The 16,886-nt window shown below is 69.9% G+C and carries 17 protein-coding genes, 1 tRNA gene and 2 pseudogenes; 10 read left to right on the top strand and 10 right to left on the bottom strand.

All coding sequences use genetic code 11. From position 1 onward, the window contains the following. Positions 1 to 51 precede the first annotated feature (51 nt). The 5 genes and pseudogenes from DCD74_RS01420 to DCD74_RS01400 form a co-directional block, all read right to left on the bottom strand. Positions 52 to 1,011, bottom strand: a complete 960-nt coding sequence (locus DCD74_RS01420; protein ID WP_112925750.1) for a ribose-phosphate diphosphokinase — start codon at positions 1,009 to 1,011, stop codon at positions 52 to 54. A gap of 45 nt (positions 1,012 to 1,056) precedes the next feature. Beyond that, positions 1,057 to 1,132: transfer RNA gene (locus DCD74_RS01415), tRNA-Gln, on the bottom strand. A 30-nt stretch (positions 1,133 to 1,162) separates the two neighbouring features. Then, complete coding sequence (gene ispE, locus DCD74_RS01410; RefSeq protein ID WP_112925749.1) at positions 1,163 to 2,062, bottom strand: 4-(cytidine 5'-diphospho)-2-C-methyl-D-erythritol kinase; 900 nt, start codon at positions 2,060 to 2,062, stop codon at positions 1,163 to 1,165. Beyond that, the gene (gene lolB, locus DCD74_RS01405) at positions 2,046 to 2,696 is read right to left on the bottom strand and encodes a lipoprotein insertase outer membrane protein LolB (protein ID WP_112925748.1); all 651 of its coding nucleotides are present in this window, start codon (positions 2,694 to 2,696) and stop codon (positions 2,046 to 2,048) included. Before lolB ends, ispE begins: the two co-directional genes overlap by 17 nt. Before the next feature lie 31 nt (positions 2,697 to 2,727). Further along, positions 2,728 to 4,418 (bottom strand): annotated as a pseudogene (locus tag DCD74_RS01400) (tetratricopeptide repeat protein). 63 nt (positions 4,419 to 4,481) lie between these two features. Between DCD74_RS01400 and hemA the strand changes: the two are divergent. The 5 genes and pseudogenes from hemA to DCD74_RS01375 all read left to right on the top strand — a co-directional run bounded on the left by hemA (position 4,482) and on the right by DCD74_RS01375 (position 8,544). Then, positions 4,482 to 5,783, top strand: a pseudogene (hemA, locus tag DCD74_RS01395) (glutamyl-tRNA reductase). Next, entirely contained in the window at positions 5,755 to 6,840 is a 1,086-nt protein-coding gene (prfA, locus tag DCD74_RS01390) for a peptide chain release factor 1 (protein WP_112925747.1), read from the top strand. Before hemA ends, prfA begins: the two are co-directional and overlap by 29 nt. A gap of 72 nt (positions 6,841 to 6,912) precedes the next feature. Continuing rightward, complete coding sequence (locus DCD74_RS01385) at positions 6,913 to 7,359, top strand: GNAT family N-acetyltransferase (RefSeq protein WP_112925746.1); 447 nt, start codon at positions 6,913 to 6,915, stop codon at positions 7,357 to 7,359. Between the two features lie 13 nt (positions 7,360 to 7,372). After that, complete coding sequence (gene ppk2 / locus DCD74_RS01380) at positions 7,373 to 8,158, top strand: polyphosphate kinase 2 (RefSeq protein ID WP_112925745.1); 786 nt, start codon at positions 7,373 to 7,375, stop codon at positions 8,156 to 8,158. Positions 8,159 to 8,169: 11 nt separating this feature from the next. Beyond that, the gene (locus tag DCD74_RS01375) at positions 8,170 to 8,544 is read left to right on the top strand and encodes a hypothetical protein (RefSeq protein ID WP_217424269.1); all 375 of its coding nucleotides are present in this window, start codon (positions 8,170 to 8,172) and stop codon (positions 8,542 to 8,544) included. Here the strand turns inward: DCD74_RS01375 and DCD74_RS01370 are convergent. Continuing rightward, positions 8,489 to 9,085: a TlpA family protein disulfide reductase gene (locus DCD74_RS01370; RefSeq protein WP_112925743.1), complete on the bottom strand. Its 597-nt coding sequence runs from the start codon at positions 9,083 to 9,085 to the stop codon at positions 8,489 to 8,491. The two genes, DCD74_RS01375 and DCD74_RS01370, sit on opposite strands and share 56 nt — an antisense overlap. 14 nt (positions 9,086 to 9,099) lie before the next feature. Further along, entirely contained in the window at positions 9,100 to 10,392 is a 1,293-nt protein-coding gene (locus DCD74_RS01365) for a YihY family inner membrane protein (protein WP_237049634.1), read from the bottom strand. Positions 10,393 to 10,455: 63 nt separating this feature from the next. On the opposite strand from DCD74_RS01365, the gene wrbA reads away from it, so the two are divergent. Genes wrbA through DCD74_RS01350 form a run of 3 tightly spaced genes read left to right on the top strand, consistent with a single transcriptional unit; the run spans position 10,456 to position 11,897 of the window. Next, complete coding sequence (gene wrbA, locus DCD74_RS01360; protein ID WP_112925742.1) at positions 10,456 to 11,049, top strand: NAD(P)H:quinone oxidoreductase; 594 nt, start codon at positions 10,456 to 10,458, stop codon at positions 11,047 to 11,049. Beyond that, positions 11,046 to 11,381: a DUF2069 domain-containing protein gene (locus DCD74_RS01355; RefSeq protein WP_112925741.1), complete on the top strand. Its 336-nt coding sequence runs from the start codon at positions 11,046 to 11,048 to the stop codon at positions 11,379 to 11,381. Before wrbA ends, DCD74_RS01355 begins: the two co-directional genes overlap by 4 nt. Before the next feature lie 30 nt (positions 11,382 to 11,411). Beyond that, on the top strand, positions 11,412 to 11,897 hold the full coding sequence (locus DCD74_RS01350; protein ID WP_112925740.1) for an asparaginase domain-containing protein: 486 nt from the start codon (positions 11,412 to 11,414) through the stop codon (positions 11,895 to 11,897). Between the two features lie 51 nt (positions 11,898 to 11,948). Here the strand turns inward: DCD74_RS01350 and DCD74_RS01345 are convergent, their stop codons facing one another. After that, positions 11,949 to 12,932: an esterase-like activity of phytase family protein gene (locus tag DCD74_RS01345; RefSeq protein ID WP_162615827.1), complete on the bottom strand. Its 984-nt coding sequence runs from the start codon at positions 12,930 to 12,932 to the stop codon at positions 11,949 to 11,951. Between the two features lie 92 nt (positions 12,933 to 13,024). After that, complete coding sequence (sufT, locus tag DCD74_RS01340) at positions 13,025 to 13,582, bottom strand: putative Fe-S cluster assembly protein SufT (RefSeq protein WP_112925738.1); 558 nt, start codon at positions 13,580 to 13,582, stop codon at positions 13,025 to 13,027. 75 nt (positions 13,583 to 13,657) lie between these two features. Between sufT and DCD74_RS01335 the strand changes: the two genes are divergently transcribed. Then, a complete protein-coding gene (locus tag DCD74_RS01335) occupies positions 13,658 to 14,095 on the top strand; it encodes a hypothetical protein (protein ID WP_112925737.1) in 438 nt (145 codons plus the stop codon). 54 nt (positions 14,096 to 14,149) lie between these two features. After that, complete coding sequence (locus DCD74_RS12440; protein WP_217424268.1) at positions 14,150 to 14,326, top strand: hypothetical protein; 177 nt, start codon at positions 14,150 to 14,152, stop codon at positions 14,324 to 14,326. A 237-nt stretch (positions 14,327 to 14,563) separates the two neighbouring features. On the opposite strand, the gene DCD74_RS01330 is transcribed toward DCD74_RS12440, so the two are convergent. Beyond that, positions 14,564 to 16,735, bottom strand: a complete 2,172-nt coding sequence (locus DCD74_RS01330; protein ID WP_162615825.1) for an alkaline phosphatase D family protein — start codon at positions 16,733 to 16,735, stop codon at positions 14,564 to 14,566. Positions 16,736 to 16,886: the final 151 nt, after the last annotated feature.

Raw genomic sequence — 16,886 nt, 5'->3', positions numbered from 1 at the left:
CAGGGAAGCCGTGCTCGCGGCGGATGCCGCGAATGGGGTGCGCGCCCGGCGTCAGTCGACGTAGAGCGAGCTCACCGACTCGCCGAAGGCGATGCGGCGGATGGTTTCGGCCAGCAGTTCGGCGACCGAAAGCTGGCGGATCTTGCCGCAGGCCTTGGCCGCTTCGGACAGCGGGATGGTGTCGGTGACGACCAGCTCGTCCAGCGCCGACCTGGTGATATTGTCGATGGCCGCGCCCGACAGCACCGGGTGGGTGATGTAGGCGGCCACCTTGGACGCGCCGTGCTGCTTGAGCGCGGCGGCGGCAGCGCACAGCGTGCCGGCGGTATCGACGATGTCATCGACCAGCACGCAGTCCTTGCCGGCCACGTCACCGATGATGTTCATCACGGTGGCGACGTTCGCCTTGGGGCGGCGCTTGTCGATGATGGCGAGGTCGGCGTCGTCCAGGCGCTTGGCGATGGCGCGCGCGCGGACCACGCCGCCGACGTCCGGCGAGACCACGATCAGGTTGTCGGTGCCGTAGGCGCGCCAGATGTCGGCCAGCAGCAGCGGCGACGCGTACACGTTGTCCACCGGGATGTCGAAGAAGCCCTGGATCTGGTCGGCGTGCAGGTCCAGCGTCAGCACGCGGTCGGCCTTGACCGCGGTGAACATGCTGGCCGCGACCTTGGCGGTGATCGGCACGCGCGCCGAACGCGGGCGGCGGTCCTGGCGGGCGTAGCCGAAGTACGGCACCACCGCGGTGACCTTGTTGGCCGAGGCGCGCTTCAGCGCGTCGATCAGCACCAGCAGCTCGAACAGGTTCTCCGCCGAAGGCGCGCAGGTCGGCTGGATGACGAAGACATCCTGGCCGCGCACGTTCTCTTCGATCTCGACCTGCACCTCGCCGTCGGAGAAGCGCCCGACCAACGCCTTGCCCATGCGGATGCCCAACTCGTCGCAGACGGACTTGGCCAGCGCGCGGTTGGCGTTGCCGGAAAAAACCAGCAGATTGCGCTCGTCCTGCATGTGGGAACTCCGCTTCAGTTCTGACCGTGCGGTGGATGGGAAGGTTGGCAGGGGCGGAAGGATTCGAACCTACGCATGCCAGGATCAAAACCTGGTGCCTTAACCACTTGGCGACGCCCCTGTTGTTTCCACGGGGCATGAGGATGTGGCCTCAGTCCCGCCCCTGCAGTGCGTCCAGCAATGGCGATGCCGCCACCCCCGAAACAACCCGCGCGTCCAGTTGCGCAGGCAGTCGCCGCAGCGCGGCTTCGGCGTCATCGCGCGAGGCGAATTCGACGAAACAGCCGCTGCCGCTGCCGGTCAGACGCGGCGTGCCGATGGCCGACAGGGCGGAAAACACGGCGTCGACCGCCTTTTCACGCCTGCGCAGCACCGGCTCGAACGCATTGCCCGAGCACGACCCTGAAAGGAAGTCGGCTATTGTCGCGGGCGCGGAATCCCGCGTCAAATCATCGGCTTGGAAGAGCCCGGCGGTGGCCGCATGCACGCCCGGCAAGGCCAGCACGTACCACGCCGGCGACAGCGCGATGGGGGTGATGACTTCGCCCACGCCCTCGGCCCAGGCATTGCGGCCATGCACGAAGACCGGCACGTCGGCGCCCAGCGCCAGCCCGAGCGCGGCCAGCCGCTGCATCGGCCAATCCAGCCCCCACAGCCGGTTCAGCGCGACCAGCACGGTGGCGGCATCGGACGAGCCCCCGCCGAAGCCGCCACCGGCCGGAATCGATTTTTCCACCGCGATGTCGACACCTTGGCCGATGTTGGCTTCCGATTGCAGCAATTTCGCCGCACGGACCACCAGGTCATCGGCTTCGGCGACGCCGGCCACCGACTCACCGACGCGGCGGATCGCGCCGTCATCCCGGACCCGCAGGCGGATCACATCGCCCCAGTCCAGCAGCCGGAACACCGTCTGCAGCAGGTGGTAGCCATCGGCGCGGCGGCCGGTGATCTGCAGGAAAAGATTGAGCTTGGCCGGGGCCGGCCACGCGCTCCAGCCCTCGGACTCGGGGAAGGCGCCGGTCGGAACCGCCTCAGCCACCCGTCGCATCGCCCCACTGGTCGATGACGAGGCGGACCCGGCTCTCGCCGCGCTCGGCATTGATGCGGGTGGGCAGCGCATCGGCGGCGGCGCGGGTGAAATCGATCCGCCAGCCATCCTGCTCGACGCCGATCAGCGCACCCGCCGGACCGAAGACATAGCGGCTGGGCGCATTGCCCCGCGCCGGCCAGCCACGCAGCCACCACGCCATCGACGCCACCGGGATGTCCCAGCCGGTCGCTTCGCGCAGCAACAACGCCGCGTCGGGGCTGGTGCGCGGGCCGCCTTCAAGACCACGGAGCGTGGCCGTCGCGCCATCGACTTCCAGCTGCCAGCTCTGGCGGGTCACCGGCGCACTCAGGGTGACGTTGTAGCCGTCGAGCGCCTGCTGCTGCCATTCGATGCGCGCATTGCCGCTCTGCTTGCCGGTGCTGATCGCGGCCCTGCCCTGCATCGTCCACGTCGCACCCGGATCACCGGCGGCGGCGCTGGCAAGCTGGGCGGCCATGCCGGCATTGATCGCCGCGATACGGGTCTGGCACCCCGCATCGGTGTCGCGCGCGTCACAGACCCGCGCACCGGCCGGCAGGCCCGGCTTGACCGCCTGCCCGGCGCAACCGGCCAGCAGCAGGGCGCCGGCCACGGCCAGAGCGGAAAGGTGGGATGCAGCTTCGTCATTGTCCGGCTCCGGTCTCTTCCAGCGCGCGCTTCAGCGCACGGTGTTCGGGGTCGATGCGGCGGGCTTCGTCGAAGTACTTGCGCGCCTCGTCCTTGCGGCCCAGCGTCCACAGCACCTGGGCGACGTGGGCGGCCACTTCCGCATCCCGGTTGAGCGCGAAGGCGCGCTTGAGCTGGACCAGCGCCTCCTCGTTGCGGCCCAGCCGGAACAGCACCCAGCCATGACTGTCGATGATCGCGGCGTTGCCGGGATCGGCCACGCGCGCGCGGTCGATCAGTTCCAGTGCCTCGCGATAGCGCGTGGTGCGGTCGGCCAGCGTGTAGCCGAGCGCGTTGAGCGCGGCCACGTTGTCCGGCTCGACGACCAGCAGCTTGCGCAGGTCGGCTTCGGCGCGGTCGATCCTGTCCACCCGCTCCCACGCCAGCGCACGCGAATAGAGGATGGAGAGAGTTCGTCCGGCATCGCGGCCAGGCCACGCGCGTAGGCGTCGAACTCGCCCTTCTCGTCGCCGTCCTTGCGGCGCAACTCGGCTTCGGCGAGATAGGCGTCACGGGTGACTTCGCCTTCCACTTCGTCGTCGTTCTGCAGGGCACGCAGCGCGGCGAAGCTTTCATCCTTGCGGCCCATCGCGTGCAGGGTGCTGGCGCGGCGCAGGCGGGCGACATCGCGCAACGGCCCACCGGCGATGGCGTCGTACCAGCGCAGGGCGTCGTCGTATTTCTTCAGCGTTTCCGCCACCTGGCCGAGCAGCAGCTGCTGGCGCGGTTCGCGGATGTCGGCACCTTCGGCTTCCAGCTCCTTGTAGAGCTTCTCCAGCGAAGGATCGTCCTTGGCCTGCGAGAGCATCGCCGCGCGCAGGGCGCGGGTCTGGGTGTTCTGCGGGCCGCCCGCCAGCACGGCGGCGCTGGTGGCCGCATCGCCCAGGGCTTCGTATTCGCCGGCCAGTGCCAGCCGCATCTGCGGCATGGTGTCGATGCGGGCGCGGAGCGCGTCCAGCAGGCGGCGCGCGCCATCCAGGTCACCGGCTTCGCGGGCCAGGCTGGCCTGCAGCAGTTGCACGCGCGGTTCGCCCGGATGGGCCTTGACGATGTCGCCGACCAGCGCATCCACCAACGCCGGCTGTTGCAGGCGCTGGCCGAGGCCGGCAAACGCGAGCTGCGCCTCCATGTCCTTGGGCAGGGCATCGGCCTGGCGCAGGCGCTGCAGCACGGCGCCGGTGGCGCGGGTGTCTTTGCCGCCGGCCGAGAGCGCGATCAGCGCATAGCGCCAGCCGCGCGGGTCCTTGTCGCGCAGCAGGTGGTCCAGCGCGCGCACGGCCACGTCCTGCTGGCCGCGGCGCAGGGCCAGCGTGGCTTCGGAGGCCGACAGCGCCATCGACGGCTCGCCGCCGCGCTTCCAGAGCGCCAGCGCATCGGAGGCGGCGGCATCGTCGTTGGCGAGCAGGGCGATGCGGGTGGCACGTTCGGCCAGACCGATGTCGCCACTGCGGCGCGCGGCCTCCAGATAGTGCTTCGCGGCCTCGCCGAGCTTGCCGGCCTGCAGGGCGAATTCGCCGGCCAGCATCGGCTCCAGCGCGACGTTGCCGGCGGGCGCCGGAGGCGTCTTCGCCACCGCCAGCGCGGGCACGCCGGCAAGCAGCATCGACAACATGACGGCGGACAGGCGGCGGCGATGGCGGTCGGGCATGGTCGGGGGCGTAAAATGCGCGGTCACGGAAATCGCCGCCAGCTTAATCGCTCGCCCCTGAACATGCCGACCCGGCCCACCTTCCACGCCCTGGGCGTCAACCACCAGACCGCGCCGGTGTCATTGCGCGAGCGTCTGGCGTTCGATGCCGGCGCACTGCCCGACGCGCTCGCCGCGTTGCGGGCGATGCCGGGCGTGCAGGAGGCGGCGATCCTTTCCACCTGCAACCGCACCGAGATCTACGCGATCGCCGAGGGCGACGGCACGGTGCTGCGCGACTGGCTGGCCACGCATCCCGACGAGGCGATGGCGCTCGACGCCTACCTCTACTGACACCGCGATGCCGAAGCCGTGCGCCATCTGTTCCGCGTCGCCGCCGGGCTGGATTCGCTGGTGCTGGGCGAGCCGCAGATTCTCGGCCAGGTCAAGGACGCCTGGGCCGCCGCACGCGGCGCCGGCACGCTCGGCAGCCAGCTGGACCGGCTGTTCCAGCAGGCCTTCGGCACCGCCAAGCACGCCCGCACGCACACCCGCATCGGCCAGCACCCGGTATCGGTGGCGTCCACCGCGGTGCGGCTGGCGCAGGACACCTTCGCGCGGCTGGAGGACTCCACCGTGCTGCTGGTCGGCGCCGGCGAGACCATCGAACTCACCGCCAAGCACCTGTCCGAAGGCAGGGTGAAGCGGCTGCTGATCGCCAACCGCACGCTGGCCCACGCGCAGGAGATTGCCAGCCGGCACGGCGGTTTCGCGCTGCCGCTGGCCGACCTGGACCGCCACCTGGCCGAGGCCGACATCGTGTTCTCCGCCACCGCCGCCCGCGAGCCGGTCCTGCTGCGCACGCAGGTGGCCGAGGCGTTGAAGACCCGCCGCCATCGCCCGATGCTGCTGCTGGACCTGGCGGTGCCGCGCGACATCGAGTCCGCCGTGGCCGAGCTGCGCGACGTCTTCCTCTACACCGTGGACGATCTGGAACGCGCGGTGGAGGACAACCGCCGCAGCCGCCGCGAAGCCGCCGAGGAAGCCGAAGCCATCGCCACGCTGCACGCCGAGCGCTTCATGGAGCGCGTCGCCCTACTCCGCAACGACGCCCCGCTGCGCCGCCTGCGCCAGCACGGCGATGCCGCCCGCGCCGAAGCCATGCGCAAGGCCCAGCGCCTGCTGCAATCCGGCGCCGACCCGCAGGCCGCGCTCGACCTTTTGGCCCACACCCTGACCAACCGCCTGCTGCACGCGCCCACCGTGGCGCTGCGCGATGCCGCCGCGCGCGGCGACGCCGAGCTGGCCCGCGCCACCGAGCGGCTGTTCCCGGCCCCGGCCGACCACGAAGACACCGATGCAACCGACGCTCCGCCGCAAGCTTGAAGCCCTGGCCGAGCGCCGCGACGAACTGGAACGCCTGCTCTCCGACCCGTCGGTGATCGGCGACCAGAACGTCTTCCGCAAGCACTCGCGCGAGTTCGCCCGGCTGGAGCCGGTGGCCCGCGCACTGGGCGAGGAAACCCAGGCCCGCGCCGATCTCGCATCGGCCATCGAACTGCGCGCCGACCCCGAGTTCGCCGAGATGGCGGACGAGGAAATCGCCGCCGCCGAAACCCGCATCGCCGGACTGGAAGCCGAGCTGATGGCGCATCTGGTGCCGCGCGACGCCCGCGACGATGCCGGCCTGTATCTGGAAGTCCGCGCCGGCACCGGCGGCGACGAGGCGGCGATCTTCGCCGGCGACCTGTTCCGCATGTACGCGCGCTATGCCGAGCGGATGGGCTGGAAGGTGGAAGTGGAATCGGCCAACCCCGGCGAGCACGGCGGCTTCCGCGAGATCGTCGCCCGGGTCGAAGGCGACGGCGCGTATTCCAGGCTGAAGTTCGAATCCGGCACCCATCGCGTGCAGCGCGTGCCGGAGACCGAATCGCAGGGCCGCATCCACACCTCGGCGGCGACGGTGGCGATCATCGCCGAGGAAGCCGGCGACATCGACATCGAGATCAACCCCGCCGATCTCCGCATCGACACCTTCCGCTCCAGCGGCGCCGGCGGCCAGCACGTCAACAAGACCGAATCCGCCATCCGCATCACCCATGTGCCGACCGGCGTGGTGGTGGAGAACCAGACCGAGCGCAGCCAGCACGCCAACCGCGACAAGGCGATGCGCCGGCTGAAGGCGATGCTGGTGGAAGCCGAGGTCGAGCGCCGCGAGGCCGCGCAGGCCGCCGACCGCAAACTGCAGGTGGGCTCGGGCGATCGCAGCCAGCGCATCCGCACCTACAACTTCCCGCAGGGCCGGATCACCGACCACCGGGTCGAAGGCCTGACGCTCTACGACCTGCCGAACGTGCTGGAAGGCCAGCTGGACGCGCTGATCGAGCGCCTGGCCCGCGAAGCGCAGGCCGATGCGCTGGCCCGCCTGACCGACGCGCCCTGAGCCGCGCCGCGTAACGATTCCGCAACGCCGGCTGTGCTGAGCTAGCCGCCCGTCACGCCGCTGGGGGCGCGCATGAAGACCCGGGTACGCCAGGCCGAGATCGAGGATGTCGATGCGCTCGTGCCGCTGTTCGACGCCTACCGCCAGTTCTACGACCAGCCCAGCGACCTCAGGCGCGCCCGCAACTGGCTGCGCGCGCGGATCGGCGCCAACGAATCGGTGGTGCTGCTGGCCGAGCGCGAAGGCCACGCGATCGGCTTCGCCCAGCTGTATCCGATGTATTCCTCGGTGCAGACCTCGCGGATCTGGGTGCTCAACGATCTCTACGTCAGCCCGGAACAGCGCCGCCTCGGTGCCGCGAAGGCGCTGCTCAACCACGCCATCGAACACGCCCGCGACGACGGCGCCAGCCGCGTGCAGCTGGAGACCGGCCGCCGCAACGAGGCCGCGCGCGCGCTCTACCGCGCCGCCGGCTGGCGCGAAGACGACACCCAGTGGTATTCCATCCCCCTGACCTGACGCCGGGACCCGCATGTCGAAACTCAAGCGCAAGGAATACGAAGGCCTGCTGGAACCGATGCAGGTCGAACTCACCCGCATGGCGCAGTGGGCGCAGGCCAGGGGCCAACGCATCCTGGTGTTGATGGAAGGCCGCGACACCGCCGGCAAGGGCGGCGCGATCAAGGCGATCAGCGAGCATCTCAACCCGCGTCAATGCCGGGTGGTCGCCCTGCCCAAGCCGACCGAGCGCGAAGCCAGCCAGTGGTACTTCCAGCGCTATGCCGCGCACCTGCCGGCCGCGGGCGAGATCGTCCTGTTCGACCGCAGCTGGTACAACCGCGCCGGCGTGGAGAAGGTCATGGGCTTCGCCAGCGCGGCGCAGGTCAAGGCCTTCCTGCAGCAGGCGCCGGTGTTCGAGCGGCAGCTGGTCGATGACGGCATCCTGCTGTTCAAGTACTGGCTGTGCTGCGACCAGGAACAGCAGGAAAAGCGCTTCGCCGAACGCTGCGAGGACCCGCTCAAGGGCTGGAAGCTCTCGCCCATCGACCTCAAGGCGCGCGAGCTCTACGGCGACTACACCGCCGCCCGCGAGGCCATGCTCAAGGCCACGCATACCGATGTCGCGCCGTGGACGCTGGTCGATTTCAACGACCAGAAAACCGGCCGGCTCACCCTGATCCGCGACCTGCTGGACCGCCTGCCGGATACCCACGTGGACGAGCCGCCGCCGCAGCTGCCGCCACTCGACACCAAGCCGAAGAAGGAACGCTACGGCGTGGTCAAGCCGATCAAGCCGTTCAAGCCGTTCGCCGGCTGAGCCTACGCTTCATGCCCTTGATGTGGATGCTGCTGGCGCCCCTGCTGCTCGCGCTGTGGGCGTTGCTGGCGTCCCCGGCCATCGCGCTGGCGGGGTGGATGCTGCATCGGTTGCGGCGTCGCGGTGATCGCCGCCCGGGCTGGCCGCCCTTGCTCGCCGCCGTCTTCACCGCACTGGCCGCGCCGATGCCCACGCCGATCATCACCATCTTCGTACCGCACGGCCTGATGCTGCTGCAGGGCCGCTACTACCCGGAATTCGCCGGTCAGCCGGAGATGCTGGCGCGGATGTGGCCCTGGGTCTGGGGCTCGCTGGCGCTGACCTTCATCGTCACGTGGGCGCTGTTCCACCATGTGCTGCGCCGGCCTTCGCCGCGCCGGGCTTAGGGCCACCGGCCTTGGCGATGGCGTCTTCGAGGATCTTCGCGTTGACCGGGCCCATGAACTCGGCGGCCAGCTTGCCGTCGGGCGCGATCAGGAAGGTCAGCGGCAACCCGCGCGGGGCTTCGAAAGAGGCCGGCGGCGCGGTCACGTCGATGATGGCGATCGGATAGACCACCGGCTGCTTGGCCAGGAAGGCGCGCAGTTCGTCGGCGCCGATGTCCTCGTAGGCCAGCCCGATCACCGTGATGTGCTCGCGCATCGCATCGAGCGCGGACAGCTCCGGCATCTCCTCCAGGCACGGGCCGCACCAGGTCGCCCAGTAGTTCACCACCACCCACTGGTCGCGTTGTTCGGCCAGGTCGAAGGTCTTGCCGTCGAGCGTGGTGACGGCGAGCTTCGGTACCTCGCCGATCTCGGCCGGCTTGGTCGCCGAGGGTGTGGGCGTGGTTGCGGGGGTGGTGGCGGGTTTCGATGCGGCATCGGTCTCCGCTTCGCCCGCCGGCTTGCAGGCGGTGACGGTGGCGAGCAGCAACAGCGGCAACATCAGGCGGGACAGGTTCAAGGCAGGCTCTCGTTCGGCAGTTCGTCGTAGATGCTGCTGACCTTGCGCTTGAGCAGGTCGCGCAGCGGGATGCGCAGCTCGTCGATGACGCCGGAGACATGGCCGCCCAGCGCGTCGTCGCGGCAGGGCAGGTGCGCCTCGCTGATCGGGATGCGCAGGTGGCAGGCCTCGTACAGCTCGCCGAGGGTGATCTGGTCCAGGTCGCGCGAGAGCAGCCACTCGCCGGATTCGGCGCGCGCCACCAGGTCGATCGCGTCCAGCTGGCAGAGGAACTGCTGCACCAGCGCATCGGTCAGCATCGGCTCCATCCGCTGGATCTCGTCCACGTGCAGGCCGCGCCCATGCCGGCGCGCCACCTGCAGCCGGCCCAGCATCCGCAGCAGGCCGTACATCTCGTAGCCGAGCGGCAACCGCATCGACACCGGCTGGTAGCGGAACGCCGACAGGCTGGCCGCGAACGAGGCCCCCAGCAGCACCGAGGCCCAGCCCAGGTAGATCCACAGCAGGAAGATCGGCGCCAGCGCCAGTGCGCCGTACAGGTTCTTGTAGGTCTCGGAATGGCCGAAGTAGAAGCCCAGCGCCCACTTGATCAGATCGAAGGCGAGCGCGGCCAGGATCGCCCCGGCGAAGGCGTGCCGCCATTTGATGGTCCGGTGCGGCACCACCCGGTACAGCAGGGTGAAGCAGGCCACTTCGATCAGCACCGGCGTGCCGCGCAGCATCAGCTGTTCCAGCCAGCGCCCGGCGGTGGTCTCGAAGATCGCCAGCGCGAACAGCCGGGTGGACAGCGCCAGGCTGGTCGCCGCCAGGAGCGCGCCGAGCGTCATCACCGTCCAGTACACGAGGAAGCGGCTGAACTTGGGTCGCGCGGTCGGCACCCGCCAGATGCGGTTGAAGATGGATTCCACGCTGGTCAGCGTGACCAGCAGCGAGACGATCAGCGCGATCACGCCGGCGGTCGTCATCTGCAGCTTGGTCTCGCGGTTGGGCAGCAGGTAGGTCTTCACCGCCTCGGCCGCGCGCGGCACGAAGTTGTTGAAGATGTAGTCGCCCAGCGCATCGGTCCAGCGGTCGAAACCGGGGAAGGCCGACAGTACCCCGAACACCACGAACGACAGCGGCACCACGGCGAAGGCGGTGGTGTAGGCCAGCGCGCCGGCGGCCTCGAACAGGCGGTCGTCGAGGAAGCGGCGACCCACGAAACGGGCGAAGGTCAGCATCCGCGCGCGGTCGCGCACACGCTCCATCACATGGCCGATCACGCGCTGGTGCAGGGGCAATGCAGTCATGCCAACAGCCTAACAGCCGGGCCCAGCGCATACACTGTCGGCCTTTTGACGCAGGGCAGTTCGATGCCGGAAATCCTGGTGCTCTACTACAGCCGTGGTGGTTCGGTGGCGGCATTGGCGCGGCAGATCGCGCGCGGCATCGGCGAGGTCGAAGGCATGTCGGCGCGCATCCGCACGGTGCCGCCGGTCGCCCCGCAGACCGAGGTGGCGATGCCGCCCGTGCCGGAGACCGGCGCCCCCTACGTCAGCCACGCCGACCTGCGCGAATGCGCCGGACTCGCGCTCGGCAGCCCGACGCGGTTCGGCAACATGGCCGCGCCGGTCAAGCATTTCCTCGACGGCCTCGGCGGCGAATGGGCCAGCGGCACGCTGATCGGCAAGCCGGCCGGCGTGTTCACTTCCACCGCCACCATGCACGGCGGCCAGGAATCCACCCTGCTCTCGATGATGGTGCCGCTGCTGCACCACGGCTGCGTGATCACCGGCATTCCCTACAGCGAGCCGCTGCTCTCCAGCACGCGCGGCGGCGGCACGCCCTATGGGCCCAGCCACGTCGCCGGCGCACAGGACGACGCCACCCTGAGCGACGACGAAGCCGAACTCGCCCGCGCCTTCGGCCGCCGGCTGGCCACGCTGGCCCGGAAGCTCGCCGCATGAGCCGCAGCCATCGCCTGCTCGCCATCGCGCTGCTGCTGTTGGCCGCGCTGTTCGCCTGGGGCTTCCGCGCGCAGCTGGGCGTGCAGCTGTTCACCGCCCTGCCGCCGCTGATGCTGGCCGTGGCGCTGTGGCTGCGCATCGGCGCCGCCGCGTTCTGGGCCGCCGTGTTCGCGCTGGGCTGGTTCTCCTACGGGGTGATGGAAGCCTGGACCCTCACCGGCACCGGCCGCGCCTTCGCGCTCGGCATCACCGCGCTGTCGCTGGTGATCGTGGGCGCGTCCAGCTGGAGCGGCATGAAGGCCCGCTTCGGCCGCAAGGACGCTTCGGCTTAAAATCCCCGCATCGCAACCGTGGACAGCGCAATGGAAGACCTGCTCATCGTCACCACCGGCGGCACCATCGACAAGGTGTATTTCGATGCCAAGTCGGACTACCAGGTCGGCGATCCGCAGATCGGCAAGATCCTCGGCGAGCTGGGCGTGGCCTTCCGCTTCCACGTCATCCCGCTGCTGCGCAAGGACTCGCTGTTCATCGACGACGGCGACCGCGAGCTGATGCGCGCCACCATCGCCGCGCAGGCCGAGCGCTGCGTGCTGGTCACCCACGGCACCGATTCCATGGTGGAGACCGCCAAGGTGCTGGCGCAGGTGCCGGGCAAAACCATCGTGCTGACCGGCGCGCTCAACCCCGCGCGTTTCGAAGGCAGTGATGCGGAGTTCAACATCGGCTGTGCGGTCGGCGCGGTGCAGTCGCTGCCGGCCGGCGCCTACATCGCCATGAACGGGCGCATCTGGGACCCGGCCAAGGTCCGCAAGAACGTGGACGCCAACCGCTTCGAAGGGCTCTGAGCCGGGCGCCCCCCGGATAGCGGAAGCGGCCCGAAGGCCGCCGCGTTCAACTCAGTTGGTGGACCCCAGCGCGCGCCAGACGCCGCCGAGTTTCTCGTCCTCGCTGCCGATCGACAGCAGGCTGCCCGGGATGCGGGCGTCGGGGGCCGAGACCGCCTCCACCTTGAAGCCGTCGATGACCCAGCGCGGTTCCTTGACCGGGGCCAGGGTCAGCGGGTGCGCCAGGTTGCGGACATCGAGCTTGCCGACCAGCCAGACCAGCGAACGGAACGGGCCGTAGTCGTCCGGGTCGGAGGCGGCGACCGCCCACAGCGCGCCTTCGTCATCGGCATACAGGTCGGCGATGTCGCGGTGCGGCGGCACCGACAGCCAGCTGCCGGGCGCGTGCAGGTCGATCTCGGTGGCCTGCCAGTCCAGCGTTTCGCGGCCGGCGTCGAAGGTGCCGAAGCGCAGCGTGCCGCGCGGACGCACCTTGGAACCGCCGCGCTCGCCGAGCACCAGCAGGTAGCGGTCGCCGTCGATCGGGCGGCAGGCCAGGCCTTCGTAACCCATGCCGTCCTTGCCGTTGCTGCGCTCGCGCGGCAGGGCCAGCGCCTTCTTCAGCTGCACGCGGCCATCGCGCACCTGCACGTGCAAAACACGGCCGTAGTCGGCATCGCGGTAGCTGCTTTCCAGCGCCAGGAATTCGTCGTGGCGGCCGGACAGGGCGCAGACCGCTTCCAAGTCATTCGACAGGCCGCCGTGCTTGTCCCAGCCATCGACTTCAAGCGCCTGGAAGTGGCTGCCGCCCTTGGCGACCGCATCCAGCAGGCCGAAGCGCGCCTCGCTGGAATAGGACTTGGTGTCGATGACGATCAGGTAGCGGCCATCGGCCATCGGGGCCATGCCGCTGATGCCGGGGAACGGGGTGATCGATGCAGGGGCCGCTGCCGGCGCGGGCGTGGCGGGCTGAGCCGGCGCGGCGGGCGGCGGGGTCACGCTGGCACAGGCGGCCAGCGACAACGTGGTGGCGAGCGCGATCAGGCGGGAGGTCATCACAGGCATGCGGTGGGTGCGGATCGACTTCATCAAAAGGGGGATGCACGGCGCGGGCCGCGAACAGGGAGTTAAGCACGCGACGCGCGGAATCAGAACATGCCGGTTTCCAGCCGGGCGGCCTCGCTCATCATGGTGCGGTTCCACGGCGGGTCGAAGACCAGCTCGACATCGGCCTCGCTGATGGTCGGGATCATCTCCAGCTTGTCGCGCACGTCCGCGACCAGGATCTCGCCCATGCCGCAGCCGGGGGCGGTCAAAGTCATCCGCACATCCACGCGACGCTGGCCGGGACGTTCGGGGTGCGGCGACAGCGTGGCCTCGTAGACCAGGCCCAGGTCGACCACGTTGATCGGGATTTCCGGGTCGAAGCAGGTCCGCAGCTGCTGCCAGACCAGCTTCTCCACGTCTTCGTCGCCGGCGCCTTCGGGCAGCTCGATCGGCGTGGGCGGTTCCTTGCCGATGGCATCGGCGTCCACCCCGGCGATGCGCATCAGGTTGCCTTCCACGAACACCGTGAAACTGCCGCCGAGCGACTGGGTGATGTAGCCGATGCTGCCGGCCGGCATGGTCACGGCTTCGCCGGAGGGGACCAGGACAACGGGGCAGTCGCGCTCGAAGCGCACGGGTTCACTGTTGCGGGAGTACATGGCGGCGCGCAAATCGGATGCGGCATTGTACGCCGCCCCACCCGCTATGCTGTCTGACCCATGTCAGCCCCCGCCATGTCCGTCACCCCCCGCCACGGCGCGCCCGGCCGCCCTTCCCTCCGCACCCATCTGCTGTTCCTGCCCTGGCTGCTGGTGGCCGCCGCCGGCATCGCCGCGGCCTGGGTGCTGATCGCGCTGTACCTGGGCCGGCCGCTCAACGGCTTCGCCTTCCTGGTGGCCGCCGACATGTGGCTGGTGGTGCGGCTGGCCAAGCTGCCACGCGGCATCGCACGCGGGCTGTGGGCCGCCGCCGGCACCGCGCTCGGCATCGTGCTGGCGATCTGGTGGACGGTGGCCTCCCGGGTCGGCATCGAAATGGGCTTGCCGCCGTGGGAAGGCATTCCGCTGATGGGCGCGGGCTTTGCCTGGCTGCTGGCGCAGATGACCTATACCCCGCTGGAGTGGGCGATGTTCGCCACGGCCACCGTGCTGGCGGGCGTGCTGGGCCGCTGAACCCGCGGTTTCCGCGCCGGATGCGGGCGGTTGATGGATCGGGAGGGGATGACGATGTCGCGGCGGGCAGCGGCGCTGGCGGCGTTTCCTGCGCCTGAGTCGGAAAGCCCCTCGCGTGAGTCAGAAAAAGTCCCGCCGATGGGCAAAAAAGTCCCATCGATGGCGCAAAAAGCGCCACGCGATACCGAAAAAGTCCCATCGATGACCCAAAAAGCCTCACGCGATACCTGAAAAGTCCCGTGCGATACCCAAAAAGTCCCGTGCATGGGCAAAAAAGCCTCACGCGACACCTGAAAAGCCCCGTGCATGGGCGGAAAAGTCCCGCGCGACAGCGAAAAAGCCGCATCCATGGACAAAGCGCGGCACGCGACAGCCGGGAGCCGCCGCATCAACGCTCCGGCAATCCCGCGCCGGCCGCCGAAGCAGCTTCGCCCCCACCCTGTCCGGCCCGATGGCCGGCGGGCGGGCTCAGTCGAGCGCTTTCAGCCGGCGCTCGCGGGCATCCACGGCGAAGCGGCGGGTCCGGCCCATCGCGCGGACCTGGGCCGGGGCGTCGTAGAGGCGTTGCTGGCAGGCCCCGGACGGCAGTTCGAAGAAGCGCGCCTGCAGGGCATCGCCCGCGACTTCGATCAACAGATGCCCATGGCGGCGGGTCTGCACGTAACGGATGCGCGGGTCGCCGACCGGCAGCAGCGCTTCCAGCTGTTCGGTCAGGCGGATGCCGGCTTCGGCGTTGGCCGGGTCGCGTTGGGCGGTGTTGAGCATCATGTCGTGCAGCGGCGTGGAGGACACCGCCGGGGTGGTGAATTCCACCGTCTTCGCGCCGAGCTGGGTGGCGAAGCCGGAGTGGATGTCGCCCGACAGCACCAGCGCGCCGCCCGAGGCGTCCATCGCCGCGATCCAGCCGTCGCGCTCGCGCCCGAAGCCGTCCCACTGATCCAGGTTGAGGTAGAAGCGGCGCTGCATCAGCACCGGGGCGCCGATCTCCGGCCGCGACAGGTCCAGCACCATCGGCACCATCGCCACGGAACTCGCCAGCACGCGCCAGCGCGGGGCCGGCCGGGCCAGCGCGTCGCGCAGCCAGGCGGCCTGCGCGGGGCCATAGGTCGGGGCCGGCGCGGCCTCGGCGGCCCGCAGCGCCTGCAGCAGGTCGAAGGCGTCCTTGACCACGAAGTAACGGCTGCCGACCTCGCCGAACAGGGCCTGCTTGCCCAGCGCCAGCCACGGCAGGCCGCGCAGGTAGTCGCCTTCGGCGGGCGGCAGTTCGGCGTGCATGAAGCCGGGCACGGCGGCGTTGTAGCGGGTCAGGATGTTGCGGATGACGTAGACCGCGACCTTGCCGCGACTGGCGGCCTCAGCCCGTATCGCGGCGGCGCGCTTGTCCAGCCCGGCATCGGCATAGCCGCGCGTGAGTGCGCGGCGCAGCGGCTTGCGCAGCGGCTGCCACTTCGCGTCATCGAGGTCGAGGTAGGACAGCAGCTGCGAGGCGGCGATGGCGGGATCGAAGCCGCTGGCCGGCAGCAGCCGGGCGATGGCCTCGGCATCGAAGGCGAGCGCACCGGGGAAGGCGTCTTCGGGAATCGCATGGTCGGGGCGGTGGCTGCGGTGGTCGGTGAGCAGCAGCTGCAGGTCGCGGCCCCAGTGCAGTTCGCGCCAAAGCCGGGTCTGCGGGTAGAGCCGCGCCACGTCGACGCGCGACTGGCCTTCGGCATCGACCTCGCCCACCTCGACATCGACAGGCAGGTATTCGAAGTAGGCCTGCTCGGCATTGCGGCGGCGGCCCGGGTCGGCCTCGCCGGTAATGCCGTTGAGGTAGGTGGATGCGTCGCCCCAGCAGTCGTCGGCGAACTCGTGGTCGTCCCAGATGGCGACCAGCGGCGCGGACTCCAGCAGCTTCTGCAGCACTTCATCGCCACGCACGGTGCGGTGGAGCTGGCGGTAGTTGTCCAGGCTGCGGGCGGCGAGGAAGTGCGCGTCCTTCTTGCCGACCGGCAGCGCACCGGCGATGTCATCGAAGCGGATCGTGCGCGCGCCCTGCTCGGACTGGAAGCGCGGGTCGCCGATGGTCTCGTAGATGAAATCGCCGAGGTGGATGAGGAAGTCCGGGGCTTCGTCGAGCAGCGGCAGCAGGCTGTTGTACCAGCGCCCGCCGTAGTCCTGGCAGCTGAGCACGGCGAAGCGCGCCGAAGCCGCATCGCCCTTTGCCGGTGCGGTGCGGGTGCGGCCCACCGGCGAGGCCTGCCAGACGCCCTCGACCTGGCGCAGGAAGCGGTAGTGGTAGGCGCGACCCGGTTCCAGCCCGGTGACGCGCACGCGCACGCAGTGGTCGGCGGCGGCCTCGGCACGCAGTTCGCGCTGCACGCGCAGGCGGGTGAAGCCGGCATCGTCGGCCACTTCCAGCCGCAGCGGCACATCGCGGCCTTCGGCGGCGGTTGCGCGGGTCCACAGCAGCACGCGGTCGGGGCGCGGATCACCGGAGGCCACCGACTGCGGGAAATGCGCCAGCGCCCGGGTACGCGCCGCATCATCCATCCCGCCCATCGCCATCGCCCGTGGCCAGCCGCCGACGAAGGGCACCGCGGCGGCGCTGACCACCAGAGTCTTGAGGAAACGGCGGCGTCCATGCTGCGTGGCGTCCAAGGGCGGGGGCTCCATGAGGGGCATGGCAGGTGTAAGGGGAAATGATGACCGTACGGTGACGTACTGGCCTGTCACAACGTCATATGAACGAAATCTTCACGCGACACCCTACGCAGCTGCACTGACCGCCGCCAGTCGCGGCGATTTCTTT

Source organism: Lysobacter oculi (assembly GCF_003293695.1).
In the GTDB taxonomy this organism is placed as follows: domain Bacteria; phylum Pseudomonadota; class Gammaproteobacteria; order Xanthomonadales; family Xanthomonadaceae; genus Solilutibacter; species Solilutibacter oculi.
This window is presented reverse-complemented; position numbering and strand designations above follow the sequence as displayed.